This window comes from Pseudomonas sp. TE6283 (genome assembly GCF_054060555.1).
In genome coordinates, this window is record NZ_JBSSDH010000010.1 from 160,485 (window position 1) to 186,155 (window position 25,671).

Annotated in this window: 23 protein-coding genes and 1 pseudogene; 12 read left to right on the top strand and 12 right to left on the bottom strand. The window is 64.8% G+C overall.

What is annotated here, in order from left to right:
• Positions 1 to 173: 173 nt before the first annotated feature.
• From argB to coaBC, 4 genes and pseudogenes are all read right to left on the bottom strand, one after another.
• Positions 174 to 1,079, bottom strand: coding sequence for an acetylglutamate kinase (gene argB, locus ACVWZ5_RS15645; RefSeq protein WP_028689938.1), 906 nt, complete (start codon positions 1,077 to 1,079; stop codon positions 174 to 176).
• Positions 1,080 to 1,109: 30 nt separating this feature from the next.
• A pseudogene (locus tag ACVWZ5_RS15650) lies at positions 1,110 to 2,483 on the bottom strand (phosphomannomutase/phosphoglucomutase); the annotation flags it as partial.
• A gap of 134 nt (positions 2,484 to 2,617) precedes the next feature.
• On the bottom strand, positions 2,618 to 3,073 hold the full coding sequence (gene dut, locus ACVWZ5_RS15655; protein WP_062575600.1) for a dUTP diphosphatase: 456 nt from the start codon (positions 3,071 to 3,073) through the stop codon (positions 2,618 to 2,620).
• 5 nt (positions 3,074 to 3,078) lie between these two features.
• Positions 3,079 to 4,290, bottom strand: a complete 1,212-nt coding sequence (coaBC, locus tag ACVWZ5_RS15660) for a bifunctional phosphopantothenoylcysteine decarboxylase/phosphopantothenate--cysteine ligase CoaBC (protein WP_062575599.1) — start codon at positions 4,288 to 4,290, stop codon at positions 3,079 to 3,081.
• A 127-nt stretch (positions 4,291 to 4,417) separates the two neighbouring features.
• Here coaBC and radC point away from each other — a divergent pair, with 127 nt between their 5' ends.
• On the top strand, positions 4,418 to 5,098 hold the full coding sequence (radC, locus tag ACVWZ5_RS15665; RefSeq protein ID WP_062575598.1) for a RadC family protein: 681 nt from the start codon (positions 4,418 to 4,420) through the stop codon (positions 5,096 to 5,098).
• A 41-nt stretch (positions 5,099 to 5,139) separates the two neighbouring features.
• Here radC and ACVWZ5_RS15670 read toward each other — a convergent pair whose 3' ends face one another.
• Entirely contained in the window at positions 5,140 to 6,729 is a 1,590-nt protein-coding gene (locus ACVWZ5_RS15670; RefSeq protein WP_457340722.1) for an ABC transporter substrate-binding protein, read from the bottom strand.
• A gap of 371 nt (positions 6,730 to 7,100) precedes the next feature.
• Between ACVWZ5_RS15670 and rpmB the strand changes: the two genes are divergently transcribed.
• Together rpmB and rpmG are read left to right on the top strand one after the other, a co-directional pair.
• A complete protein-coding gene (rpmB, locus tag ACVWZ5_RS15675; protein ID WP_003258972.1) occupies positions 7,101 to 7,337 on the top strand; it encodes a 50S ribosomal protein L28 in 237 nt (78 codons plus the stop codon).
• Positions 7,338 to 7,347: 10 nt separating this feature from the next.
• Positions 7,348 to 7,503: a 50S ribosomal protein L33 gene (gene rpmG / locus ACVWZ5_RS15680; RefSeq protein WP_003253507.1), complete on the top strand. Its 156-nt coding sequence runs from the start codon at positions 7,348 to 7,350 to the stop codon at positions 7,501 to 7,503.
• A gap of 95 nt (positions 7,504 to 7,598) precedes the next feature.
• On the opposite strand, the gene ACVWZ5_RS15685 is transcribed toward rpmG, so the two are convergent.
• Positions 7,599 to 7,958, bottom strand: coding sequence for a cupin domain-containing protein (locus ACVWZ5_RS15685; protein ID WP_050707521.1), 360 nt, complete (start codon positions 7,956 to 7,958; stop codon positions 7,599 to 7,601).
• Between the two features lie 196 nt (positions 7,959 to 8,154).
• On the opposite strand from ACVWZ5_RS15685, the gene ACVWZ5_RS15690 reads away from it, so the two are divergent.
• Both ACVWZ5_RS15690 and ACVWZ5_RS15695 read left to right on the top strand, forming a co-directional pair.
• Positions 8,155 to 9,648, top strand: a complete 1,494-nt coding sequence (locus ACVWZ5_RS15690; protein WP_062575596.1) for an aldehyde dehydrogenase — start codon at positions 8,155 to 8,157, stop codon at positions 9,646 to 9,648.
• Between the two features lie 124 nt (positions 9,649 to 9,772).
• Positions 9,773 to 10,912 (top strand): MFS transporter, encoded by a 1,140-nt coding sequence (locus tag ACVWZ5_RS15695; RefSeq protein WP_062575595.1) that lies wholly within the window; start codon positions 9,773 to 9,775, stop codon positions 10,910 to 10,912.
• A 69-nt stretch (positions 10,913 to 10,981) separates the two neighbouring features.
• On the opposite strand, the gene ACVWZ5_RS15700 is transcribed toward ACVWZ5_RS15695, so the two are convergent.
• Both ACVWZ5_RS15700 and ACVWZ5_RS15705 read right to left on the bottom strand, forming a co-directional pair.
• Positions 10,982 to 12,532, bottom strand: coding sequence for a phospholipase D family protein (locus tag ACVWZ5_RS15700; RefSeq protein WP_062575594.1), 1,551 nt, complete (start codon positions 12,530 to 12,532; stop codon positions 10,982 to 10,984).
• 60 nt (positions 12,533 to 12,592) lie between these two features.
• Positions 12,593 to 14,023, bottom strand: a complete 1,431-nt coding sequence (locus ACVWZ5_RS15705; RefSeq protein WP_062575593.1) for an aminotransferase-like domain-containing protein — start codon at positions 14,021 to 14,023, stop codon at positions 12,593 to 12,595.
• Between the two features lie 177 nt (positions 14,024 to 14,200).
• On the opposite strand from ACVWZ5_RS15705, the gene ACVWZ5_RS15710 reads away from it, so the two are divergent.
• On the top strand, positions 14,201 to 14,431 hold the full coding sequence (locus ACVWZ5_RS15710; protein WP_028689926.1) for a DUF1127 domain-containing protein: 231 nt from the start codon (positions 14,201 to 14,203) through the stop codon (positions 14,429 to 14,431).
• A gap of 29 nt (positions 14,432 to 14,460) precedes the next feature.
• Here the strand turns inward: ACVWZ5_RS15710 and ACVWZ5_RS15715 are convergent, their stop codons facing one another.
• Positions 14,461 to 15,753 carry an NAD(P)/FAD-dependent oxidoreductase gene (locus ACVWZ5_RS15715; RefSeq protein WP_062575591.1) on the bottom strand — a complete coding sequence of 431 codons (1,293 nt, stop codon included), beginning with the start codon at positions 15,751 to 15,753 and terminating at the stop codon, positions 14,461 to 14,463.
• Between the two features lie 168 nt (positions 15,754 to 15,921).
• On the opposite strand from ACVWZ5_RS15715, the gene ACVWZ5_RS15720 reads away from it, so the two are divergent.
• Complete coding sequence (locus ACVWZ5_RS15720) at positions 15,922 to 16,275, top strand: YkgJ family cysteine cluster protein (protein WP_050707514.1); 354 nt, start codon at positions 15,922 to 15,924, stop codon at positions 16,273 to 16,275.
• Between the two features lie 4 nt (positions 16,276 to 16,279).
• Here the strand turns inward: ACVWZ5_RS15720 and dadR are convergent, their stop codons facing one another.
• Entirely contained in the window at positions 16,280 to 16,768 is a 489-nt protein-coding gene (gene dadR, locus ACVWZ5_RS15725; protein WP_003258963.1) for a transcriptional regulator DadR, read from the bottom strand.
• 156 nt (positions 16,769 to 16,924) lie between these two features.
• Here dadR and dadA point away from each other — a divergent pair, with 156 nt between their 5' ends.
• From dadA to ACVWZ5_RS15750, 5 genes are all read left to right on the top strand, one after another.
• Positions 16,925 to 18,226 (top strand): D-amino acid dehydrogenase, encoded by a 1,302-nt coding sequence (dadA, locus tag ACVWZ5_RS15730; RefSeq protein WP_028689923.1) that lies wholly within the window; start codon positions 16,925 to 16,927, stop codon positions 18,224 to 18,226.
• A 195-nt stretch (positions 18,227 to 18,421) separates the two neighbouring features.
• Positions 18,422 to 19,495, top strand: a complete 1,074-nt coding sequence (alr, locus tag ACVWZ5_RS15735) for an alanine racemase (protein ID WP_457340723.1) — start codon at positions 18,422 to 18,424, stop codon at positions 19,493 to 19,495.
• Positions 19,496 to 19,603: 108 nt separating this feature from the next.
• Entirely contained in the window at positions 19,604 to 20,152 is a 549-nt protein-coding gene (locus tag ACVWZ5_RS15740) for a cupin domain-containing protein (RefSeq protein ID WP_023629132.1), read from the top strand.
• Between the two features lie 154 nt (positions 20,153 to 20,306).
• Positions 20,307 to 20,711, top strand: a complete 405-nt coding sequence (locus tag ACVWZ5_RS15745) for a c-type cytochrome (protein WP_036985953.1) — start codon at positions 20,307 to 20,309, stop codon at positions 20,709 to 20,711.
• Positions 20,712 to 20,860: 149 nt separating this feature from the next.
• Complete coding sequence (locus tag ACVWZ5_RS15750) at positions 20,861 to 22,723, top strand: acetyl-CoA hydrolase/transferase C-terminal domain-containing protein (RefSeq protein WP_343581713.1); 1,863 nt, start codon at positions 20,861 to 20,863, stop codon at positions 22,721 to 22,723.
• Between the two features lie 151 nt (positions 22,724 to 22,874).
• On the opposite strand, the gene ACVWZ5_RS15755 is transcribed toward ACVWZ5_RS15750, so the two are convergent.
• Together ACVWZ5_RS15755 and rep are read right to left on the bottom strand one after the other, a co-directional pair.
• A complete protein-coding gene (locus ACVWZ5_RS15755; protein ID WP_011536381.1) occupies positions 22,875 to 23,447 on the bottom strand; it encodes a xanthine phosphoribosyltransferase in 573 nt (190 codons plus the stop codon).
• A 63-nt stretch (positions 23,448 to 23,510) separates the two neighbouring features.
• On the bottom strand, positions 23,511 to 25,520 hold the full coding sequence (gene rep, locus ACVWZ5_RS15760; protein WP_028689918.1) for a DNA helicase Rep: 2,010 nt from the start codon (positions 25,518 to 25,520) through the stop codon (positions 23,511 to 23,513).
• Between the last annotated feature and the right edge of the window lie 151 nt (positions 25,521 to 25,671).

Below are 25,671 nucleotides of genomic sequence, written 5' to 3' on the forward strand. Positions count from 1 at the left end.
TCGCAACGAACATACTGTCACGTTGTTTCGGCAGTCTACCGGGAATCTTTATGGTCAAACACAAAGATTGATGGCTATAAGCCATCTATTTGCGTGGGCGGGGGTGAAGCATCGCGGGGCAGGCCTGCTCCCTCCTGGGAGCGGGCCTGCCCCGCGATAGGATTACAGCGGGATCAGCGTGGCTTGCGGTTGGTGATCAGGGTGCCCACGCCGCTGTCGGTGAAGATCTCCAGCAGCACCGCATTCGGCACGCGGCCGTCGATGATGTGCGAGCTGTTGACGCCGCCCTGGACTGCGTCCAGCGCGCATTTGATCTTCGGCAGCATGCCGCCGTAGATGGTGCCGTCGGCAATCAGCTCGTTGACCTGCTCGGTGGTCAGCCCGGTGAGGACCTCGCCCTGCTTGTCCATCAGGCCGGCGATGTTGGTCAGCAGCATCAGCTTCTCGGCCTTCAGTGCCTCGGCCACCTTGCCCGCCACCAGGTCGGCGTTGATGTTATAGGACTCGCCGTTGGCGCCCACGCCGATTGGTGCGATCACCGGAATGAAGTCGCCCTTGACCAGCATGTTCAGCAGGTCGGTGTTGACGCTCACGACCTCGCCGACATGGCCGATGTCGATGATTTCCGGGGTGGTCATTTCCGGCGTCTGGCGGGTGACGGTCAGCTTCTTGGCGCGGATCAGCTCCGCGTCCTTGCCGGTCAGGCCGATGGCGCTGCCACCGTGGCGGTTGATCAGGTTGACGATGTCCTTGTTCACCTGGCCGCCCAGGACCATCTCCACCACATCCATGGTCGCCGCGTCGGTGACGCGCATGCCATCGATGAAGTGGCTGTCGATCGACAGGCGCTTGAGCAGGTCGCCGATCTGCGGCCCGCCGCCGTGCACCACCACCGGGTTGATGCCCACGGCCTTCATCAGCACGATGTCACGGGCGAAGCCGGTCTTGAGCTCCTCGCTTTCCATCGCGTTGCCGCCGTACTTGATCACCAGGGTCTTGCCGACGAAGCGGCGGATGTAAGGCAGTGCTTCGGACAAAACCTCGGCTACATGGGAAGCGGCATCGCGATCGAGGGTCATGCAGGGCTCCAGGTAAGGAACGTAAAGTCGTCAGAACGGCAGTTGCAGGCCGGGTTGGACCCGCAGCAACTGCGTGCGGAATACAGCCTTGATTCGGTCGAGCTCTGCCGCGCTGTCGGCCTCGAAGCGCAGCACCAGCACCGGCGTGGTGTTGGAGGCGCGGACCAGGCCCCAGCCGTGGGGATAGTCGACCCGCACACCGTCGATGGTGGTCAGGTTGGCTTCGCCCCAGTCGGCGTCGCGTTGCAGTGCATCAATGATGCTGAATTTACCCTCGTCGGTCACATCAATGTTGATTTCCGGCGTGGAAATATCATTGGGGAACGCGGCGAACAGGCTTTCGGCGTCCTGCCCGGCCTTGCTGAGGATCTCCAGCAGGCGCGCGGCGCTGTAGATGCCGTCGTCGAAACCGTACCAGCGTTCCTTGATGAAGATGTGTCCGCTCATCTCGCCGGCCAGCAGCGAGCCGGTCTGTTTCATTTTCTTCTTGATCAGCGAGTGGCCGGTCTTCCACATCAGCGCACGGCCACCGTGCTGCTCGATCAGCGGGGTCAGGCGGCGGGTGCATTTGACGTCGAAGATGATCTCGGCGCCCGGGTTGCGCGACAGCACGTCCTGGGCGAACAGCATCAGCAGGCGGTCGGGGTAGACGATGCTGCCGGTGTTGGTCACCACGCCGACGCGGTCGCCGTCACCGTCGAAGGCCAGGCCGATGTCGGCACCGGTTTCCTTGACCTTGGCGATCAGGTCTTCCAGGTTCTCGGGCTTGCCCGGGTCAGGGTGGTGGTTGGGGAAGTTGCCGTCGACCTCGCAGAACAGCGGGATGACCTCGCAGCCCAGGGCCTCGATCAGTAGCGGGGCGACCACGCCGGCGGCGCCGTTGCCGCAGTCGACCACCACTTTCAGGCGCTTGGCCAGCTTCACGTCGGCGGTGATCTGCTGGAAGTAGCGGTCGAGGATCTCGACCTTTTCCACACGGCCTTCGCCGCGGGTCAGGTCGTTGGTCTTCAGGCGCGTCAGCAAGGCCTGGATCTGTTCGTTGGCCAGGGTGTCGCCGGCGATGACGATCTTGAAACCGTTGTAGTCCGACGGGTTGTGACTGCCGGTGAGCATCACCCCCGACTTGCCGGCCAGCACGTTGGCGGCGAAGTACAGCGCCGGGGTCGGCACCAGGCCGACATCGCTGACCTGGCAACCGGCGTCAGCCAGGCCCTTGATCAGTTGCTCGACCAGCATCGGGCCGGACAGGCGGCCATCACGGCCGACCGAAATCTGTGGTTCGCCCTGGGCGAGGGTCTGGGCGCCAATGGCGCGACCGATCCAGTAGGCGGTCTCGGCATGCAAGGTCTTGCCGACCACGCCCCGGATGTCATAGGCGCGGAAGATGCTGTCGGGCAGTGCGGGGACCAGCTGGGCCATGTCGTTCATCTCTGGGGACTCCATAAGTCAAAGGCTTCTGGGCAAGCGCAAACTGAACGCTTGGACGGCGGTTTCGCCAGAGAGTTCGCCATCCATGGCCCGAGCGGTCTGCTGTCGGCTCAGCGGGTGCCGGAGTGGCCGAAGCCGCCGGTACCGCGCTGGGTCTCGTCGAACTGCTCGACGATGTCGAAGTGCGCCTGCACCACCGGCACCAGGATCAGCTGGGCGATGCGTTCGCCGACGGTGATGGTGAACGGCGTGTTGCCGCGGTTCCAGCAGGAGACCATCAGCTCGCCCTGGTAGTCCGAGTCGATCAGGCCGACCAGGTTGCCCAGCACGATGCCGTGCTTATGGCCCAGGCCCGAGCGTGGCAGGATCATGGCCGCCAGGCCCGGGTCGCCGATGTACACCGACAGGCCGGTGGGGATCAGCAGGGTCTGGCCCGGCTCGAGGACGGTGTCCTCCTTGAGCAGGGCGCGCAGGTCCAGGCCGGCGGAGCCAGGGGTGGCGTACTGCGGCAGGGGAAATTCGGTGCCCAGGCGTGGGTCGAGGATCTTGGCTTGAAGAGCGTGCATGTAACTTATTGAACCTGGTTGAGCCGTTCGGCGATGAAGGCAACCAGCTGGCGGGCGATCTTGCCCTTGCTGGTCTGCGCGAAGAGGGTCTGGTGCTGCTGGCGGTCGATCACGGTCAGGGCGTTCTCCTCGCTGTTGAAGCCGATGCTGGGGTTGGCCACATCATTGGCGACGATCAGGTCGAGGTTCTTGTCCTTGAGCTTGCGCGTGGCGTAGTCGAGCAGGTGCTCGGTCTCGGCGGCGAAGCCCACGCTGAACGGGCGATCAGGCCGTCCGGCAATGGTCGCAAGGATATCGGGATTGCGCACCATCTGCAGCAGCATGCCGTCGCCTGTGGTGGGATCCTTCTTGAGCTTCTGTGGGGCGACGACTTCCGGACGGTAGTCCGCGACCGCAGCCGAGGCGATGAACAGGTCGCAGGGCATGGCCGCCTCGCAGGCCGCGAGCATGTCCCGCGCGCTGACCACGTCGATGCGGGTGACCCGGTCGGGCGTCGGCAGGTGCACGGGGCCGGTGACGAGGGTCACCCGGGCCCCGGCTTCGGCGGCGGCCTCGGCCAGGGCGAAGCCCATCTTTCCTGAACTATGGTTGGTGATGTAGCGCACCGGGTCGATGTTCTCTTGCGTCGGCCCGGCGGTGATCAGCACGTGCTTGCCGGTCAGGGCCTGGCGCTTGAAGCTCTCGGCGGCGCACCAGGCCAGGTCCGTGGCCTCGAGCATGCGGCCCAGGCCGACATCGCCACAGGCCTGGCTGCCAGAGGCCGGGCCGAACACCTGGATGCCGCGACTTTTGAGCAGCTCGAGGTTGGCCTGGGTGGCCGGGTCGCGCCACATGGCCTGGTTCATCGCCGGGGCGACGGCCACGGTGGCGTCGGTGGCCAGCACCAGGGTGGTCAGCAGGTCGTCGGCCATGCCCTGGGCCAGGCGCGCCATCAGGTCGGCGGTGGCCGGGGCGATCAGCACCAGGTCGGCCCACTTGGCCAGCTCGATATGGCCCATGGCCGCTTCGGCGGCGGGGTCGAGCAGGTCCATGTGCACCGGGTGGCCGGACAGTGCTTGCAGCGTGAGCGGGGTGATGAACTCGGCGCCACCACGGGTCATGACCACGCGCACCTGCGCGCCGTGTTCCAGGAGTCGGCGAATCAGCTCGGCGCTCTTGTAGGCGGCGATGCCGCCACCCACGCCGAGAACGATGCGCTTGCGATACAACCGCTGCATAGGCCTTGCCTTATTCCAGTGAAAGCGGGTGGCGACGATAGCTGCCTGCGGCAGATCGTCGCATTTTCGAAGCGAACTAGATTAACACAGCGCCCAAATGGGCCGTAGTGGCAGGCGAGGAGGGGAAATGAACATCAGGGAGTGGCCGGCTGAGGAGCGGCCGAGGGAAAAGCTGTTGCAGCGCGGGGCGTCGATCCTTTCGGACGCGGAATTGCTGGCCGTGCTGCTGGGGTCGGGGGTTGCCGGGCGCAATGTGCTCGATCTCGCTCGTGGCCTGCTGGCGAAGTTTGGCGGGCTTCGGCAGTTCCTCGAGGCGGACCGGACCAAGGTGCTGCGCGAGCCAGGCCTGGGGCCGGTACGGTATGCGCAGTTGCAGGCATTGCTGGAGATCGGCAGGCGCTATCTGGACGAACACATCGAGCGTGCCTCGGTCCTGGAGAGCCCGGCCTCGGTGAGGCGTTATCTGAAGTCCATGCTGCGGCACGAGACCAGCGAGGTGTTCGGCTGCCTGTTCCTGGATACCAAACACCGACCGTTGGCGTTCGAGATTCTCTTCCGCGGCACCATCGACCGCGCGAGCATCTATCCCCGCGAGGTCGTGCGCCGGTCATTGCTGCACAACGCGGCGGCACTGATCCTTTGCCATAACCATCCGTCGGGCAATTGCGAGCCGAGCCAGGATGACGTGCATCTGACGCTGATGCTCAAACGCTCGCTGGCGCTGATCGATGTGCGGGTGATGGACCATGTCATCGTCGGCGATGGCGAGCCGTTGTCGATGCTCGAGCATGGGTGGTTGGCAGGTTAGTCATCGCGGGGCAAGTCGCATCGGCGCACCGCGATGCGGCCTCAACGGCTGACGGAGACCTTGCTGAAATCCTGCCGCCCGAACGGGCTCACCTGATAACCCTCGACCCCTTTTTGCAGCAGCGCCGCCGCCGTCGGATGCGCCAGCGGCAGCCACAGCGCTTGCTGCTGGATCAACGTCTGCGCCTGTTGGTACAGGCGGCTGCGCACGCTCTGGTCGTTGGTGGTGCGCCCGGCATTGATCAACTGGTCCAGGCGGCTGTCGCAGAAGCGCGCGAAGTTGGTCCCGGACTTGACCGCCGCGCAGGCAAACTGCGGGCTGAGGAAGTTGTCCGGGTCGCCGTTGTCGCCGGCCCAGCCCATGAACAACAGGTCGTGCTCGCCGGCCTTGGCACGTCGGATCAGCTCGCCCCATTCGATGGTGCGGATCTCGGCCTTGATGCCGACCTTGGCCAGGTCCGCCTGGAGCATCTGCGCGCCGAGGCTGGGGTTGGGGTTGAGCAGGCTGCCCGCCGGGCGGGTCCAGATCGTGGTTTCGAAGCCCTTGGCCAGGCCGGCCTTGGCCAGCAGCGCCTTGGCCTTCTTCTGGTCCAGGGCATAGCCGGGCAGGTCCTTGGCGTAGCTCCAGGTGTTCGGCGGATAGGGGCCGTTGGCGGCGGTGGCGGTGTCTTCGAACACCGCCTTCAGGTAGGCGGCCTTGTCGAAGGCCAGGTTGATCGCCTGGCGTACCTCGGGTTTGTCCAGCGGCGGGTGCTGGCTGTTGATGGCGACGAAAGCGGTCATGAACGCCGGTGTGGTCGCCACCTTCAGGTTGCCGTCCTTGCCGGCTTCGGCGATGTCCAGCGGCTTGGGCGACAGGGCCACCTGGCACTCGCCGCGCTTGAGCTTCTGCAGGCGCACGTTGGCGTCCGGGGTGATGGCGTAGATCAGCGGGTCGACGGACGGCTTGCCGGCGAAGTAGTCGGGGTTGGCCCGGTAGCGCACCACCGCGTCCTTCTGGAAACGCTGGAAGACGAACGGGCCGGTACCCACCGGCTGGCTGTTGAGCTTGTCCGGGGTGCCGGCCTTGAGCAGCTTGTCGGCGTACTCGGCGGAGTAGATCGAGGCGAAGCCCATGCTCAGGGTGGCCAGGAAGGTGGCGTCGGCGTGGGTCAGGGTGAAGCGCACGGTGTGCGGGTCGGGTGCGTCGATCGCCTTGATCAGGCTGCCCAGCTGCAGCGACTGGGCGTGCGGGTAGCCGCCCGGGGCGGTCTTGTGCCAGGCGTGGGCCGGGTAGAGCATGCGCTGGAAGCTGAACAGCACGTCGTCGGCGTCCAGCTCGCGGCTCGGCTTGAAGTACGCCGTGGTGTGGAACCGCACGCCCTGGCGCAGCTTGAAGTCGTAGATCAGGCCATCTGCCGACACCGTCCAGCTTTCGGCCAGGCTAGGCACCACCTTGCCGAGGCCAGCATCGAACTCGACCAGGCGGTTCATCAGCACATCGGCCGAAGCATTGGTGGTGGTCAGCGAGTTGTACTGCACCACGTCGAAGCCCTCCGGGCTGGCTTCGGTGCACACCGACAGCGGTGCGGCCTGGGCCAGGCCGGCGGCGCACAGGGTGGTGAACAGGAGGGATAGGGCGGCGGCACGCATGGTGACTCCTTGGCTGGTCGGTGGCCCATCTGCCGGTGCAGTCTGGAAAATTCAGGAAATGTCCTACCCTAGTGCGGACATGGGCAAATGACCACACCCTTTCGCATTAATTCGGCGACGGGCGGTCGACAGCTTCCCGCCCCAGTCGTTATGCTGCCCGGGCGCGCTCGGCCCGACCGGAATACTCATCTTCTGTTGTTGTGGCAGAGTCTTTCTGGTATAAAGCAGCGCTCTTTTCTAGGGGCTCGGCCTGTCGCGTCAGCGAATACGGTCGATAAGACCTCCAGAATCACGGCGCCTGGCGCCAAAGACTGAGAGATTAAGCGGCCAACCCATGCCGGGTTGGGCATGTGGTTTTAGAGGGCTGAGTCATGTCGAGAGTCTGTCAAGTTACTGGTAAGGGTCCAGTAACCGGGAACAACATTTCCCACGCAAACAACAAAACCCGTCGTCGTTTCCTGCCGAACCTGCAGCACCACCGTTTCTGGGTTGAGTCCGAGAAGCGTTTCGTGCGTCTGCGCGTATCCGCCAAAGGCATGCGCGTCATTGACAAGCGTGGTATCGACGTAGTGCTGGCCGAGCTGCGCGCTCGCGGCGAAAAGTTCTAAGGAGAACGTCATGCGTGAATTGATCCGTCTGGTTTCGAGTGCCGGCACCGGCCACTTCTACACCACCGACAAGAACAAGCGCACCACCCCGGACAAGATCGAGATCAAGAAATACGATCCGGTCGTCCGCAAGCACGTGGTGTACAAGGAAGCCAAGATCAAGTAATTGATCGGCGACCTGAAAAAACCCGCTACCGAAAGGTGGCGGGTTTTTTTATGCCTGCGAATCGGCAATCGTGGGGCAAGTCGACTCCCACAAGGTCACTTCTGCTCGAATAGCACATAGATCTTGCGGCAGGGCTCCAGCACTTCCCAGGTGCCTTTGAAGCCGGCCGGAATGACGAACCGATCACCGGCCCGCAGGGTCTTGGCGTTGCCTTCCTGGTCGCGCAGCACCGACACGCCCTGGACGATCTCGCAGTACTCGTGTTCGGTATAGCTCACCGTCCACTGGCCCACCTCGCCCTCCCAGACGCCGGCGGCGAACTGGCCGCAAGGGCTGGAATAGTGGTTGTAGACAGCCTGGTCAGGCTCGCCCTTGAGGATTTTTTCCGCCGCTGGGCGGTAGCGCTCGGCCTCGGTGAGAACCTGGGCGAAGTCGACGATACTGGCGATGCTCATGGTTGTTACCCTGTTGTTGTTTAATAAAATGCACATCAGTAGGCTTTTAGGCCATACGTGTCAAATATATTGATAGTTTGCCCGCCCTGGTTTAGGGTGTCGGATGCCGGTGTGCGTTCATCGCCTGGCCAGCATTTCTGACAGCGCCCGTGAGTCCTCAGTGCGGCGTTGCACCTTAACAAGAGAGGAGTTTCCTATGACCACCCTGACTCGTGCGGACTGGGAACAGCGTGCCCAGCAACTGAAGATCGAAGGCCGCGCCTTCATCAACGGCGAATACACCGATGCCGCATCCGGTGAAACCTTCGACTGCCTGAGCCCGGTGGACGGACGCTTCCTGGCCAAGGTCGCCAGCTGCGACCTGGCCGACGCCAACCGCGCCGTCGAAAACGCCCGCGCCGTGTTCGAATCCGGCGTCTGGTCGCGCCTGGCCCCGGCCAAGCGCAAGGCCAAGCTGATCCGCTTCGCCGACCTGCTGCGCAAGCACGTCGAGGAACTGGCCCTGCTCGAAACCCTCGACATGGGCAAGCCGATCAGTGACTCCTCCTCCATCGACATTCCGGGCGCGGCCCAGGCCATCCACTGGACTGCCGAAGCCATCGACAAAGTCTACGACGAAGTCGCCCCGACCCCGCACGACCAACTGGGCTTGGTGACCCGTGAGCCAGTGGGCGTGGTCGGTGCCATCGTACCGTGGAACTTCCCGCTGCTGATGGCCTGCTGGAAGCTGGGCCCGGCCCTGGCCACCGGTAACTCCATCGTCCTGAAACCGTCGGAAAAGTCGCCGCTGACCGCAATTCGCATCGCCCAGCTGGCCATCGAGGCCGGTATCCCGGCGGGCGTGCTGAACGTGCTGCCAGGCTACGGCCACACCGTGGGCAAGGCCCTGGCCCTGCACATGGACGTCGACACCCTGGTGTTCACCGGCTCCACCAAGATCGCCAAGCAGTTGATGGTCTACGCGGGCGAGTCGAACATGAAGCGCGTCTGGCTGGAAGCCGGCGGCAAGAGCCCGAACATCGTCTTCGCCGACGCCCCTGACCTGCAGGCTGCCGCCGAGGCCGCCGCCAGCGCCATCGCCTTCAACCAGGGCGAAGTCTGCACCGCAGGTTCGCGCCTGCTGGTCGAGCGTTCGATCAAGGACAAGTTCCTGCCCATGGTGGTCGAGGCCCTCAAGGCCTGGAAGCCGGGCAACCCGCTGGACCCGGCGACCACCGTCGGCGCGCTGGTCGATACCCAGCAGATGAACACCGTGCTGTCTTACATCGATGCCGGTCACCAGGATGGCGCCAAGCTGCTGGCCGGTGGCAAGCGCATCCTCGAAGAGACCGGTGGCACCTATGTCGAGCCGACCATCTTCGACGGCGTGACCAACGCCATGAAGATCGCCAAGGAAGAGATCTTCGGACCGGTGCTGTCGGTGATCACCTTCGACACCGCCGAGGAAGCCATCGCCATCGCCAACGACACGCCGTATGGCCTGGCCGCCGGCATCTGGACCGCGGACATCTCCAAGGCCCACAAGACCGCCCGCGCCGTGCGCGCCGGCAGCGTCTGGGTCAATCAGTACGACGGCGGCGACATGACCGCGCCGTTCGGCGGCTTCAAGCAGTCGGGCAACGGCCGTGACAAGTCGCTGCACGCGTTGGAGAAGTACACCGAGTTGAAGGCGACCTGGATCAAGCTGTAATCCAGTAACGTCTCATCGCGGGAGCGGACTTGCCCCGCGATGAGCCGCAGACAGCCGGGCCGGTTCACGCCGTCCCGGCTTTGTCGTCTCTGTCATATACGATTTGCGCCCAAAGGAGGCTGTGATGCGTTGGGGAACCTACTTTGCCGTCCTGGCGTCGGTGCTCAGTGTCGGGCTTGCCCTCGGCGTGAGCATGCCGCTGGTGTCCTTGCGCCTGGAGGGCTGGGGCTACGGCGGGTTCGCCATCGGTGTGATGGCGGCGATGCCGGCGCTGGGCGTGCTGGTGGGGGCCGCGGTGGCCAGCCGCCTGGCCGGTTGGGTCGGTGTGCCTGCAGCGATGCGCCTGTGCTTGTGGGGCGGCGCGGCCTCCATTGCCCTGGTCGCGCTGCTGCCCAGCTACCCCTTGTGGCTACTGCTGCGCCTGATGATCGGCATGTCGCTGACCGTGGTGTTCATCCTCGGTGAAAGCTGGATCAACCAACTGGTGGTCGAGCAATGGCGCGGACGGCTGGTGGCGCTGTATGGCAGCAGCTATGCCCTGAGCCAGCTGGCCGGGCCGCTGGTGCTGGGCTTTCTCGGCTCGGACGACGACTTCGGTTTCTGGGCGGCGACCGGCCTGCTGCTGGTTGCGCCTTTGATTTTGCTGGGCCGGGGAGGGGCGCCGACCACCGAGGCGTGCAGCGTGACCTTCAGTGACCTGTTCGGCTTCTGCCGACGCTTGCCGGTGATCGCCTGGGCCATCGCGCTGTTCGCGGCGTTCGAGGCGATGATCCTGACGTTGCTGCCGGTGTACTGCCTGCAGCAAGGGTTCACCACGGAGGTGGCGTTGTTCATGGTCAGCACCGTGGTGGTGGGCGACGCAGTGCTGCAATTGCCGATTGGCGCCCTGGCCGATCGCATGTCGCGGCGCGCGCTGTTCAGTGGCTGCGCGCTGACCTTGCTGGTTTCCAGCCTGGCGATCCCCTTGCTGTTGCACACGCCGGTGATCTGGCCGCTGTGGGTGTTGTTCGGTGCCAGTGCGGGTGGCTTGTTCACCCTGTCGCTGGTGCTCATCGGCGAGCGCTACCGGGATGACGAACTGGTGCGGGCCAACGCCCATGTGGCGCAGCTGTGGGGCATTGGTTGCCTGCTTGGGCCGTTGCTGGCCGGGGCGGGGAGCCAGTGGATCAGCGGACACGCGCTGCCGTTGCTGATGGCGGTGGGGGCGGCGGGGTTGGTGGTGCTGACCCGGCGGCGGGATGCCTTCGAGCCGGCGTCGGCCTGACCGATAGCAATCGCGGGGCGAGCCCACTCCCACGACCGGCGTGGGAGCGGGCTTGCCCCGCGATGCGTTCTACAACATCTTCTCCAGTCCGACCGCCTTGCTGATCCAGGCATTGAAGCGTCGCCATATCCCCCCGGGCTCGGTCACCAGCATATGCCCCTGGCCATTGTCCTCGGTCGCCCAGGCCAGTTTCCCGTCCACCAGCTTCACCTCGTAGCTCAACGCGGGCGCCATGCCCTGCACGGCCAGGTCGCGGGTGTATTCGGCCAGCTCCGGGCTGTCCACCAGCACCCCGACTTCGGTGTTCCACAGCACCGAGCGCGGGTCGAAGTTGAACGAACCGATGAAGGTCTTGCGGCGGTCGAACACCATGGCCTTGCTGTGCAGGCTCGAATCGGAGCTGCCATGCAAGCCCAGGCGCGGCCGTGGGGCGCCGGGCTGGCGGCGCAGCTCGTACAGTTGCACGCCATGTTCGAGCAGGGCGCGACGGTAGGGCGCGTAGCCACCGTGCACGGCCGGTACGTCGGTGGCTTCAAGGGAGTTGGTCAGCAGCTTGACCGAGGTGCCGGCGTCGGCGCGGCTGGTCAGGTACAGCAGCCCCGGTTCGCCGGGCACGAAATAGGCCGAGACCAGGATCAGTTCCTTGTGCACGCCGTTCAGCTCCGGGGCCAGCTGCCGGCTCATCAGCAATCGGGGATCTGGTTCGTTGTCCGCAAGCACCTTGCTCGGTGCATCCCACAAGGCCTGGCTGTGGGCCCAGATCAGTTCGTTGCGCCACACGTCCAGGCGCGGCTGCGACTGATAGGCCATCAGGCGGTCGTACAGTGCCTTGCGCTTGACCCGTGCCTCGGCCAGCGATACCTCCAGGCGCTGGCGGCTGGCGAACAGGTCGTCGGCATCGGGTTGGCGCCAGAGGAAATCGCCGATGGGGCGGCTCAGGGCGCTGTTCCAGTACTGGTCGAAGCTGTGGCCGAGCTGCTCGGCCACCGGGCCCACGCCCAGCAGGTCGATGTCGGTGAAGTTGAGGTTGGGCTCGGCGTCGAAGTACTCGTCGCCCAGGTTACGACCGCCGACGATGGCCATGCTGTTGTCCACCAGGAACAGCTTGTTGTGCATGCGCCGGTGCTGGCGCGACAGGTTGAACAGCCGCCCCACGGCGCGGGTGACGCCGGTGCTGCGCCCCAGGTGCAAGGGGTTGAACACGCGGATGTGGATGTTCGGGTGGGCGGCTAGGGTGCCCATCAGGCTGTCAAGACCGTCGCTGGTGGTGTCGTCCAGCAGTATGCGCACGCGCACGCCGCGGTCGGCGGCGCGCAGCAGTTCGTGGACCAGGGCGCGGGTGCTGAGGCCGTCGTGGACGATGTAGTACTGCAGGTCGATGCTTGTCCGGGCGTTGCGGACCAGTTCGGCACGGGCGCGGAACGCTTCGTTGCTGTTGGGCAGCAGGCGAAAGCCCGAGCGTCCTTCATAGGGCGCGGCCTGGCGCTGTACCGAGCGGCCAAACGCCGAATCGCCGGCCGGCAGGGCCTGGCTGACTTCACGGGGCGTACCGACGCTGGCACAGCCCGTCAGGCCGAGCAGCAGCACCAACAGCAGAGGCAAGGCTCGCTGGAGTCTCAAGGGTGGATCGTCCTGTGCAGCAAGGGCTTATGGGGTTGGACAACGGCAGGCGGCGCAACGTTACCCGTCGCCGTGCTCGGCCTCCAGTAGACGAAGGGCGGTTTCACCGACCTTGCGCACGGCGGCTTCGATCTGCGCCGTGGGCCGGGCGGCGAAGTTCATGCGCAGGCAGTTCCGGTACTTGCCCGAGGCCGAGAAGATGCTGCCCACGGCGATCTGCACGCCCTGCTCCAGTAAAGCGCGGTTCAGGCGCAGCGTATCGAAACTGTCCGGCAATTCAACCCACAGCATGAAGCCACCTTGCGGGCGGCTGGCGCGGGTGCCCGGGGGAAAGTAGCGGGTCACCCAGTCGCACATCTGGTCGCGGCCGCGCTGGTACTGGCTGCGCATGCGTCGCAGGTGTGGCTGGTAGTGGCCTTCGGCGATGAAGTCGGCAATCGCCAGCTGCGGTTGGCAGGCGGTGCTGCCGGTGCTGATGTACTTCATGTGCAGCACCCGCTCCAGGTAGCGCCCGGGGGCTACCCAGCCGACCCGCAGGCCCGGGGCCAGGGTCTTGGAGAACGAACTGCAGAGCAGCACGCGGCCATCGTCGTCGAACGACTTGATGGTGCGCGGGCGTGGGTAGGTGTACGCCAGGTCGCCATACACATCGTCTTCGAGGATCGCCACATCATAGCGCTGGGCGAGGGTCAGCAGGGCCTTTTTGCGCGCCTCGGGCATGATGTAGCCCATCGGGTTGTTGCAGCTGGGGGTGATCTGGATGAGCTTGATCGGCCACTGTTCCAGGGCCAGCTCCAGGGCCTCCAGGCTGATGCCGGTGATTGGGTCGGTGGGGATCTCCAGGGCTTTCATGCCCAGGCCCTTCAGCGTCTGCATGGCGCCGTGGAAGCTGGGCGAATCGACCGCGACGATGTCGCCGGGCTGGCACACCGCGCGAATGCTGCACGACAGCGCTTCGTGGCAGCCGGTGGTCACCACCAGGTCGGCCGGGCCCAGGCGGCAGCCGGAGTCGAGCATCAGGCGGGCGATCTGCTCGCGCAGCTGGGCGTTGCCGTGGATGTTGTCGTAGTACAGGCCGGGCATGTCCATGCGTCGGCTGATTTGCGCCAGGCTACGCAGCAGTGGCTTGAGCGTGGGACTGTCGACGTCGGGCATGCCGCGACCGAGCTGGATCACGTCCGGGCGCGGGGTGGCGCGGACCAGCTCCAACACCTGTTCCCACTGGGAGATATCCACAGGCCGCTGGGCGGGGCGGCTGATGTCGGGCAGGGCGGGGAGCTGGCGATCCTCGGCGACGAAATAGCCGGACTTGGGCCGAGGCGATACCAGGCCGTTGTCCTCCAGCAGGCGGTAGGCCTGCTGTACGGTGCTCAGGCTGACCCCGTGCTCGACGCTCAGGGCGCGCACCGAGGGCAGGCGCTGGCCGGGGCGGTAGAGGCCTTGCTCGATACGCGAGCCGAGCAGTTCGGCGAGGTTGAGGTAGAGCGTCACGGCATACTCCTACGCGTTTGCGGGTCGATGACCGATACAGATTGTTGGAAAATACTTCATTCAACTGACTTCTCGCCAATTCTGTATGGGAATAATAAGCCTCTTTTGAGTCTGTATTGTCGAGGACACGAGGGTGCATGCTTTCTCCACGGTATCAACTGATGGGAGAACGCAGTGATGGGTGGCTTGAGCGATGTGCGCTTGCAACTGTTGCCTGGTGAACTCGAGGCCGGGCAGCGGCCCAAGGTCTTCAATGCGCCGGCGGGCCTGAGTCGTTGGGGCCTGATGCTGCATCGCTGGCGGACCCGCAGGGCGCTGCTGCAGCTGGATGATCGGCAGTTGCGCGATATCGGGCTGACCTGGGAACAGGCGCGACGGGAAGGGCGTAAACCTTTCTGGAAAGACTGAGCCGCTCCCACGACTGGTTCAGGCCGGTATCAGACCAGCTCCTTGAGCCGGTACCAGAGCATCCCCAGCGCCAGCAGCGGCGAGCGCAGCAGCTGGCCGCCGGGGAACGTGGCGTGCGGCACCTTGGCGAACAGATCGAAACGACCACCCTGCTGGCCGCTGATGGCCTCGCCGAGCAGGCGTCCGGCCAGGTGGGTGGCGTTGACCCCATGGCCGGAATAGGCCTGGGCGTAGTAGACGTTGGGCTGGCTGGCCAGACGGCCGATCTGTGGCAGGCGGTTGGCGCCGATGCCGATCATGCCGCCCCACTGGTAGTCGATGCGCACATCGGCCAACTGTGGGAACACCTTGAGCATCTTCGGTCGCATGTAGGCGGCGATGTCCTGCGGGTCGCGTCCGGAGTAGTGGCAGGCGCCGCCGAACAGCAGGCGCTGGTCGGCGGACAGGCGGTAGTAGTCCAGTGCCACGCGCTGGTCGCACACCGCCATGTTCTGCGGCAGCAACTGGCGGGCGCGTTCTTCACCCAAGGGTTCGGTGGCGATGATGTAGCTGCCGGCGGGTAGCACCTTGCCGCCCAGCTCGCGGTTGAGGTCGTTGTGGTAGGCGTTGCAGCACAGCACCAGGGTCTTGGCGCGCACCCGGCCCTGGGCGGTGTGTACCTTCACCTCGGGGCCATAGTCGATGCGTGTGACTTCAGACTGCTCGTACAGACCGACGCCCAGGCGGCTGGCCACTGCGGCTTCGCCGAGTGCCAGGTTGAGCGGGTGCAGGTGGCCCGAACCCATGTCGACCAGGCCGCCGACATAGCGGCCCGAACCCACCACCGAGTGCATGTCGCCGGGCTGTACCAGTCGCAGTTCGTGGCGATAGCCCAGGTTGCGCAGCTGCTCGGCGTCTTCGGCGAAGCCCTCCAGTTCGGCGGGCTTGTTGGCAAGGTCGCAGTAGCCCCAGGTCAAATCGCAGTCGATGCCATGGCGCTCTACGCGGTCGCGGACGATCTCCACGGCCTCCAGGCCCATGAGCTTCATGCTGCGAACCCCTTCTTCACCGATCACCGGGAGAAACTGCTCCAGGCCGTGGCCGACGCCGCGGATGAGCTGGCCGCCGTTGCGGCCGCTTGCGCCCCAGCCGAGCTTGCGTGCCTCCAGGAGGATCACCGACAAGCCGCGCTCGGCCAGTTCGATGGCGGTGTTCAGGCCTGAATAGCCACCGCCGACGATGCACACGTCGGCGCTGTGTTCGCCTTGCAGGAACGGATGGTCAGGGTGGGGCGCGCTGCTGGCGGCGTAGTAGGAGGCGGCGTGCTGCGCGCTGTGGACCATGGGGCGATTCCTGGGTTGAGACGAAAGGGGGAGGATAGGCAACTGCCCAATCGCGGGGCAAGTCGCATCGGCGCACCGCCGCTCCCACGCTTACGTACTGGCGTGAGAGCGGGCTTGCCCCGCGATTGGGCTTATAATTCAACCTCATTCATCGCACTGTCCTTGGTCATGTCCTGCAACCGCCACAAGATCCACTTCCTGCGCGAACTCATTCCCTCGTTCGAGTGCGAGCCCGGCTGTCACGATTGCTGCGGTCCGGTCACCACGTCCGCCGAGGAGATGGCCCGCCTGCCGCGCAAGACCCAGGCCGAGCAGGACGCCGCCCTGGAGCGGCTGGACTGCGTGCACCTGGGCCCGAACGGCTGTACGGTCTATGCAGAGCGCCCGATGATCTGCCGCCTGTTCGGCACCACCCCGCGCCTGGCCTGCCCCCGTGGCCGAGGACCGGCGCAACCCATCGAGCCTGCAGCCGAGCAACTGGTCCACCAGTTCATCGCCACGACCCGTCAGGTGCTGGTCTGAGACCTCAGTCCGGGATCGGCAGGCACAGGCTCTCTTTCACCTCTTCCATCACGATGTAGCTCTTCGACTCGCGCACATGGGGCAGCTTGAGCAGGATGTCGCCGAGCAGCTTGCGGTACGAGGCCATCTCCGAGATCCGCGCCTTCACCAGGTAGTCGAAGTCGCCCGACACCAGGTGGCACTCCAGCACGTGCGGCAGCTTGAGCACGGCGCGGCGGAATTCCTCGAAGGTGTCGCCGGACTTGTAGTCCAGGCTGATCTCGACGAACACCAGCAGGCTGCCCTTCAGGTGCTGCGGATTGAGCCGGGCGTTGTAGCCCATGATGATCCCCTCGCGCTCCAGGCGCCGCACGCGTTCGGTGCAGGGGGTGGTGGACAGCCCGACCTTTTCGCCCAGTTCGGTGAAGGAGATACGCCCGTCATTCTGCAGGATCCGCAGGATGTTGCGGTCGATCTTGTCCAGTTCACGTTTGCTCTGGTGCTGGGTTCTCATAGGGGATGCCCCTCCGTGAAAGGCGATTTTGCCGAGAATTCTCGCCAAATATAGCTGCTTATATAGTGAATAGCACTGGTCGGAGATTCATATACTGCGCGCATCCATGCCATTTCAACAAAAGACTGCGGCGAGCCGCGTGCGAGGGATACAACAATGCGAGTTCTGGTACTTGGTAGCGGTGTGATCGGTACCGCCAGTGCCTACTATCTGGCCCGGCAAGGTTTCGAGGTCACGGTGGTCGATCGCCAGCCGGCGGTGGCCATGGAAACCAGCTTCGCCAACGCAGGCCAGATCTCGCCCGGCTATGCCTCGCCCTGGGCCGCCCCGGGCGTGCCGCTCAAGGCCATCAAGTGGCTGCTGGAGCGCCACGCGCCCCTGGCCATCAAGCTGACCGGCGACGTCGACCAGTACCTGTGGATGGCGCAGATGCTGCGCAACTGCACCGCCAGCCGCTACGCGGTGAACAAGGAGCGCATGGTGCGCCTGTCCGAGTACAGCCGCGACTGCCTCGACGAGCTGCGCGCTGAAACCGGCATCGCCTACGAAAACCGCAGCCTGGGCACCACCCAGCTGTTCCGCACCCAGGCCCAGGTGGACGCCGCGGCCAAGGATATCGCCGTGCTTGAGCAGTCCGGCGTTCCCTACGAACTGCTCGACCGCGACGGCATCGCCCGTGTCGAGCCGGCCCTGGCCGGGGTGAAGGACATCCTCGCCGGTGCCCTGCGCCTGCCCAACGACCAGACCGGCGACTGCCAGCTGTTCACCACCAAGCTCGCCGAGATGGCCATCAAGCTGGGCGTCGAGTTCCGTTTTGGCCAGGATATCCAACGCCTGGACTTCGCCGGTGACCGCATCAACGGCGTATGGATCGACGGCAAGCTGGAAACCGCCGACCGCTACGTGCTGGCCCTGGGCAGCTATTCGCCGCAACTGCTCAAGCCGTTGGGCATCAAGGCCCCGGTCTATCCGCTCAAGGGCTACTCGCTGACCGTGCCGATCACCAATGGCGACATGGCGCCGACTTCGACCATCCTGGACGAGACCTACAAGGTCGCCATCACCCGTTTCGACAACCGCATCCGCGTTGGCGGCATGGCCGAGATTGCCGGTTTTGACCTGTCGCTGAACCCGCGTCGACGCGAAACGCTGGAGATGATCGTCAACGACCTTTATCCTCGCGGCGGCGACCTGAGCCAGGCGAGCTTCTGGACCGGCCTGCGCCCGGCCACCCCGGACGGTACCCCGATCGTCGGGGCGACCAAGTTCCGTAACCTGTTCCTCAACACCGGTCACGGCACCCTGGGCTGGACCATGGCCTGCGGTTCCGGTCGCCTGCTGGCAGACCTGATCGCGCGCAAGAAGCCGCAGATCAGTGCCGAAGGCCTGGACATCTCGCGTTATGGCAACAGCCGCGAGATCGCCAAGCACGGGCAGCCGGCGCCTGCGCATCAGTAAGCATTGATACTGCTGGCCTTATCGCGGGGCAAGCCTGCTCCCACGAACACCGTAGAGGCTGGTGGGAGCGGGCTTGTCCCGCGATAAGGCCGAAAACCGATTGACCCGTTCCCTCACCCCGGCGCGGTGGGTACCTACCCCCATCTGCCGTGTCGGGGCTTTATCGATAACCAGAACTGCCAGAAGGCTGCCGCCATGCGTCCCGCCCGTGCCCTGATCGACCTCCAAGCCCTCCGTCACAACTACCGCCTGGCCCGTGAGCTGACCGGCGCCAAGGCCCTGGCCGTGGTCAAGGCCGACGCCTACGGTCATGGCGCAGTGCGTTGCGCCCTGGCGCTCGAGCCCGAGGCCGACGGTTTTGCCGTGGCCTGCATCGAGGAAGCCCTGGAGCTGCGCGCGGCGGGTATCAAGGCACCGCTGCTGCTGCTCGAAGGTTTTTTCGAGGCCAGCGAGCTGGCGCTGATCGCCGAGCACGACCTGTGGTGCGTGGTGCATTCGCTGTGGCAGCTGGAAGCGATCGAGCAGACTTCGGTGCGCAAGCCGCTGACCATCTGGCTGAAGATGGACACCGGCATGCACCGCGTCGGCGTGCACCCCAAGGATTATCACGACGCCTACCAGCGCCTGCTGGCCAGCGGCAAGGTGTCGCGTATCGTGCTGATGAGCCACTTCGCCCGCGCCGACGAACTCGATGCCGCCGCCACCGAGCAGCAGGTCGCCGTGTTCGAGGCCGCGCGCCAGGGCCTGGCCGCCGAGTGCAGCCTGCGCAACTCCCCGGCGGTGCTGGGCTGGCCGCGCATCAAGAGCGACTGGGTGCGCCCGGGCATCATGCTCTATGGCGCCACGCCGTTCGAGGTGGCGCAGGCCGAAGCGGCCCGCCTGCAACCGGTGATGACCCTGCAATCGCGGATCATCAGCGTGCGCGAGCTGCCGGCCGGCGAGCCGGTGGGCTACGGCGCCAAATTCGTCAGCCCGCGCCCGACCCGCGTCGGTGTGGTCGCCATGGGCTATGCCGACGGCTACCCACGCCAGGCGCCCACAGGCACGCCGGTGGTGGTGGCCGGCAAGCGCACCCAGCTGATCGGCCGGGTATCGATGGACATGCTCTGCGTCGACCTCACCGAGGTGCCCGAGGCCACTGTCGGCAGCCCGGTGGAGCTGTGGGGCAAGCAAGTCCTGGCCAGCGACGTGGCGCTGCAGGCCGGGACCATTCCGTACCAGATCTTCTGCAATCTCAAGCGTGTGCCACTGGACTATATCGGCGAATAAGGCGCTGAAGCGGACAGGCTGCGGGGCTGTGTGTTGTAAATACTGAACGGCATTGCCATCATATCGTTCACACTACCCCCATCTCGACCGATTCAGGAGGCTCCAGCTTTGGACGTCGGTGAACGACTGCAAGCCATCCGCAAGCTCAAGGGCCTGTCCCAGCGCGAACTCGCCAAGCGCGCGGGGGTGACCAACAGCACCATCTCGATGATCGAGAAGAACAGCGTGAGCCCGTCGATCAGCTCCCTGCGCAAGGTGCTCAGCGGCATCCCCATGTCCATGGTCGAGTTCTTCTCGGTGGAGCTGGCGCCTGAGAGCCCGACCCAGATCGTCTACAAGGCCCACGAGCTGATCGACATCTCCGATGGCGCGGTGACCATGAAGCTGGTTGGCAAGTCGCATCCCAACCGGGCCATCGCCTTCCTCACCGAGGTCTACCCGCCGGGTGCCGACACCGGCGCGGAAATGCTCACCCACGACGGCGAAGAGACCGGCATCCTGCTCGAAGGCCGCCTGGAACTGGTGGTCGGCACTGAAATATTCATTCTCGAGGCCGGCGACAGCTACTACTTCGAAAGCACCCGTCCGCACCGCTTTCGCAACCCGTTCGAGGAGCCGGCGCGGCTGATCAGTGCGGCGACCCCGTCGAACTTTTGATCCAGCGCAGTGCATTGATTCGCCAATACCCTTTCCCTCAGTGTGGTCGTTTCACGCCTTCCGGGTTCCCGCTATACTTTTCAACGCTCGCAATTCCGTGGCCGCGGGCGTGATTAGCCACCATGAGGGTGTTCGCGTGAACCAAATCAAGAAGATGCTGGCCGTACCAGCAGCTGTATTCGCCCTTTGGGCAATGAGCGCAACCGCTGCAACCAACGACGACATCGCCAAGCGCCTCGAGCCGGTCGGCCAGGTGTGCGTCCAGGGCCAGGAATGCAAGGGCATGGAAGTGGCCGCCACTGCCGGCGGCGGCGGTGCCAAGACGCCCGACGAGATCATTGCCAAGCACTGCAACGCCTGCCATGGCACTGGCCTGCTGAACGCGCCGAAAATTGGCGACACGGCGGCCTGGAAAGAACGCGCCGACCACCAGGGCGGCCTCGATGGCATCCTGGCCAAGGCCATCACCGGCATCAACGCCATGCCACCGAAAGGGACTTGCGCCGATTGCTCGGATGAAGACCTGAAAGGTGCGATCAAGAAGATGTCGGGGCTGTGAACCTGACCTGATTCGAGTAAAGCCCGCCATTGATGGCGGGCTTTTGTTTTTTCGGACTCTGATGGCCCTATTGCGGTGCCGGAACAGGCAACCAACCCGCTGCGACTTGTGTCCAACCCCTGAACCCACGGATGACTCAGGAGGCCCAGATGTATCGCTGCTCCATCGACCAGGCTGTCGAACAAGCCCTGGCCCGCCTGCCCAGCCATATCCACATGGGCCTGCCGCTCGGCCTGGGCAAACCCAACGCCTTCGTCAACGCGTTGTATGCGCGAGTTCGCGATCTCCCCGAGCGCCGGCTGACGATCTACACCGCCCTGTCCCTTGGTCGTCCCGCGCTGGGCGATGGTTTGCAGCGTCGTTTCCTCGAGCCCTTCGTCGAGCGTGTGTTCGCCGACTATGAAGAACTCACCTACCTGGCCGACCTGCGTGCCGACCGACTCCCGGCAAACATACGCGTCGAGCAGTTCTTCATGCAGCCCGGCAGCCTGTTGCACAGCGACGCGGCGCAGCAGGATTACGTCAGCAGCAACTACAGCCACGCGGCCCGCGACATCAATGCCAAGGGCCTGAACCTGGTCGCGCAACTGGTGGCGGCCACGCCTGAAAGGCCCGACCACCTGAGTCTGGCATGCAATCCCGACATCACCCTCGACCTGCTGCCGATGATCACCCGGCGTCGCGCCGCTGGCGAGACCATTCTGGTGCTGGGTCAAGTCCACGACGAACTGCCCTACATGGCCGGGGACGCGGAGCTGGAACTGACGCAGTTCGACCTGCTGATCGACCAGCCCGAGCGACGCCGGCTGTTCTCCACCCCGAACATGCCGGTGAACACCCAGGACCATTGCATCGGCCTGCATGCCAGCGCCCTGGTACGCGACGGCGGCACCCTGCAGATCGGCATTGGTGCCATGGGCGATGCGATCACCGCGGCGCTACTGGCGCGCCAGGGCGACAACGAGGGCTATCGTGCGCTGCTCGATGAGCTGGATATCGGACCATGGCAGGCGCTGATCGAGCGGGAAGGGGGGCTGGATACCTTCGCCCAGGGGCTGTACGGCTGCAGCGAGATGTTCGTCAATGGCCTGCTGGCACTGGCCGACGCCGGGGTGGTGCGCCGTCCTGCCGACGAGCAGGGGGTGCTGATCCATGGCGGGTTCTTCCTCGGGCCACGGGCGTTCTACCAGCGCCTGCGCGAGATGCCGTTGGAACAGCGCGCACGTTTCGCCATGAGCGCCATCAGCTTCATCAACGAGCTATACGGCCAGGAGGCGAGCAAGCGTCGCCAGCGTCGGGATGCGCGCTTCGTCAACACGGTGTTCGGCATGACCCTGCTGGGCGCGGGGGTCGCCGACCAGCTCGAGGATGGCCGGGTGCTCAGCGGCGTGGGTGGGCAGTACAACTTCGTCGCCCAGGGACATGCGCTGGAGGGTGGTCGCTCGATCCTGTTGCTGCGCAGCTGGCGCGAGGCCGGTGGCGAAGTAACCTCGAACCTTTACTGGACGTACGGTCATTGCACCATCCCCCGGCACCTGCGGGACATCGTGATCACCGAGTACGGCATCGCTGACCTGCGCGGGCAGACCGACAGCGAAGTGATTGCGCGGTTGCTGGCGATCAGTGATTCACGTTTTCAGGGCGAGCTGATGGAGCAGGCCAAGGCGGCGGGCAAGCTGGCCAAGGACTTCGAGCTGGATGCGCGGTTCATTGATAACACGCCTGATCGGCTCGAGGCTATTCGGGCGCGGCATGCACGACTATTCCCGGAGTATCCGCTGGGGACTGACTTCACGGCAGAGGAGCGGGATCTGTTACGGGCGCTGAACTGGTTGAAGAGCAAGTTCAAGCTGAGCGAGGTCTTGGAGTTGGGCAAGGCGGCGTTGGATGCGCCGGGGCCCGAGGGGTATGGGGCACAGTTGGTGCGCATGCGGCTGGATGACCCGCAGGGTTTGAAGGAGGAGTTGTATCAGCGGTTGCTGCTGGCGGCGCTTCAGGCGACGCGGCAATGACGGGCATTCCTGGCCCCTGTAGGAGCGGCCTTGTGTCGCGAAAGGGCCGCAAAGCGGCCCCGGCGAACTGTGCATGAACGCTGAAATCCTGGGGGCCGCTACGCGCCCCTTTCGCGACACAAGGCCGCTCCTGCAGGGTATGCGCAAGGCTTTACTCGATGAAGGTCACCACGCCACCTTCCAGCGACTTCACCCGGGCCAGCGATTCGACGCGATAGCCTTGGCTGTCCAGTTCGGCACGGCCGCCCTGGAACGACTTCTCGATGACGATGCCCAGGCCTGCCACGGTGGCGCCGGCCTGCTTGATGATCGAGATCAGTGCCTGGGACGCCTTGCCGTTGGCCAGGAAGTCGTCGATCACCAGCACGCGGTCGCTGCTGTTGAGATGGCGCGGCGAGATGGCCACGGTGTTCTCGGTCTGCTTGGTGAAGGAGTACACCGAGGCAGTCAGCAGGTTCTCGGTCAGGGTCAGCGACTGGTGCTTGCGGGCGAAGATCACCGGTACGCCGAGCTTCAGGCCGGTCATCACCGCCGGGGCGATGCCGGAGGCTTCGATGGTGACGATCTTGGTCACGCCCGAATCGGCGAACAGGCGGGCGAACTCGTCACCGATCAGCTGCATCAGCGCAGGGTCGATCTGGTGGTTGAGAAACGCATCGACTTTGAGTACCTGGTCGGAAAGCACGATGCCTTCTTCGCGAATCTTCTGCTGCAGTGCTTCCACTGTGTGTCTCCGATGTAACAAAGGTGGCCGCACGAAGCGGCAAAGTTAAAGAGTAATGGTTGATCAGCGTTTGAGCATCGCCCGGATATCGGCCAGGGCGTTGTTGCCGCGCGCGGCTTTCACTTCCACGGGGGCATCGTCCAGGCCTTCCCAGGCCAGGTCGTCCGGCGGCAGTTCGTCGAGGAACCGGCTCGGGGTACAGTCGATGATTTCGCCGTACTGCTTGCGCTTGGCGGCGAAGGTGAAGGCCAGGGTCTGGCGCGCGCGGGTGATGCCCACGTAGGCCAGGCGGCGTTCCTCTTCGATGGTGTCGGCCTCGATGCTCGAGCGGTGGGGGAGGATCTCCTCCTCCATGCCCATGATGAACACGTAGGGGAACTCCAGGCCCTTGGAGGCGTGCAGGGTCATCATCTGCACGCCCTCGGCGTTCTCTTCCTCTTCCTGCTGGCGCTCGAGCATGTCGCGCAGCACCAGCTTGCCGATGGCGTCCTCGATGGTCATGTCACCCTCTTCGTCTTTCTCGAGGGTGTTCTTCAGCGCTTCGACGAGGAACCAGACGTTGCTGATGCGGAACTCCGCGGCCTTGTCGCTGGCGGTCTGCTGGCGGATCCAGTTCTCGTAATCGATGTCGCGGATCATCTCGTGCAGCGCGGCGATCGGGTCTTCCAGGGCGACTTTGTGGCGCACCCCGTCAAGCCAGTGCTTGAAGCGCTGCAGGCGCTCGGTGTAGCGGGCATCCAGGTGCTCGCCCAGGCCCAGCTCCTCGCTGGCGGCGTACATCGAGATGCCGCGTTCGGTGGCGTAGTTGCCGAGCTTTTCCAGGGTGGTCGAGCCGATCTCGCGGCGCGGCACGTTGATCACCCGCAGGTAGGCGTTGTCGTCGTCCGGGTTCACCAGCAGGCGCAGGTAGGCCATCAGGTCCTTGACCTCCTGGCGGCCGAAGAAGCTGTTGCCGCCGGACAGGCGGTACGGCACCTGATGGTGCTGCAGCTTCAGTTCGATCAGCTTGGCCTGGTAGTTGCCCCGGTAGAGGATGGCGAAGTCGCTGTACGGGCGGTTGGTGCGCAGGTGCAGGGTGAGGATTTCCATGGCCACGCGTTCGGCCTCGGCTTCCTCGTTCTTGCAGCGGATCACGCGGATCTCGTCACCGACGCCCATCTCGCTCCACAGCTCTTTCTCGAAAGCGTGGGGGTTGTTGGCGATCAGCACGTTGGCGCAGCGCAGGATGCGGCTGGTGGAGCGGTAGTTCTGCTCGAGCATGACGATCTTCAGGGAGGGATAGTCCTCCTTGAGCAGCATCAGGTTCTCGGGGCGGGCGCCACGCCAGGCGTAGATCGACTGGTCATCGTCGCCGACCACGGTGAACTGGTTGCGCATGCCGATCAGCATCTTGACCAGCAGGTACTGGCTGGCGTTGGTGTCCTGGTACTCGTCCACCAGCAGGTAGCGCACGCGGTTCTGCCAGCGTTCGAGCACGTCGGGGTGCTCCTGGAACAGCTTGACCGGTTGCAGGATCAGGTCGTCGAAATCCACCGCGTTGAACGCCTTGAGCGTGCGCTGGTAGTGGGTGTAGACGATGGCCGCGGTCTGCTCGCGCGGGTTGCGCGCCTTTTCCAGGGCCTCTGGCGGCAGGATCAGGTCGTTCTTCCAGGCACCGATCATGTTCTTGATCTCGTCGATGCCGTCGTCGCCGGAGTATTCCTTCTGCATGATGTCCGACAGTAGCGCCTTGATGTCGGATTCGTCGAAGATCGAGAAGCCCGGCTTGTAGCCCAGGCGCTCGTGCTCCTTGCGGATGATGTTCAGGCCCAGGTTGTGGAAGGTGCACACCGTCAGGCCCCGGCCTTCTCCCGGACGCAGCAGGGTGCCGACCCGCTCCTTCATCTCGCGCGCGGCCTTGTTGGTGAAGGTCATCGCCACGATGTACTGGGCGCGGATGCCGCAGTTCTGGATGAGGTGGGCAATCTTGCGTGTGATCACGCTGGTCTTGCCGGAGCCTGCACCGGCGAGCACCAAAAGAGGGCCGCCGACGTAGTCTCGGGCTTCCTGTTGCCGGGGATTGAGTCGGGACATGCTAGAAACCGGGGGTAACCAGAAAATAGCCGCGCATTCTAGCAGGCATGGGGCTGTTAATGCGCGACCGTCTGACGTTGTGATGCAGGGCGCGAATCGGATTTGCCGCATCTGCTACTTTCGCGCAGGATGCACGTCAGATTGCGTCGGG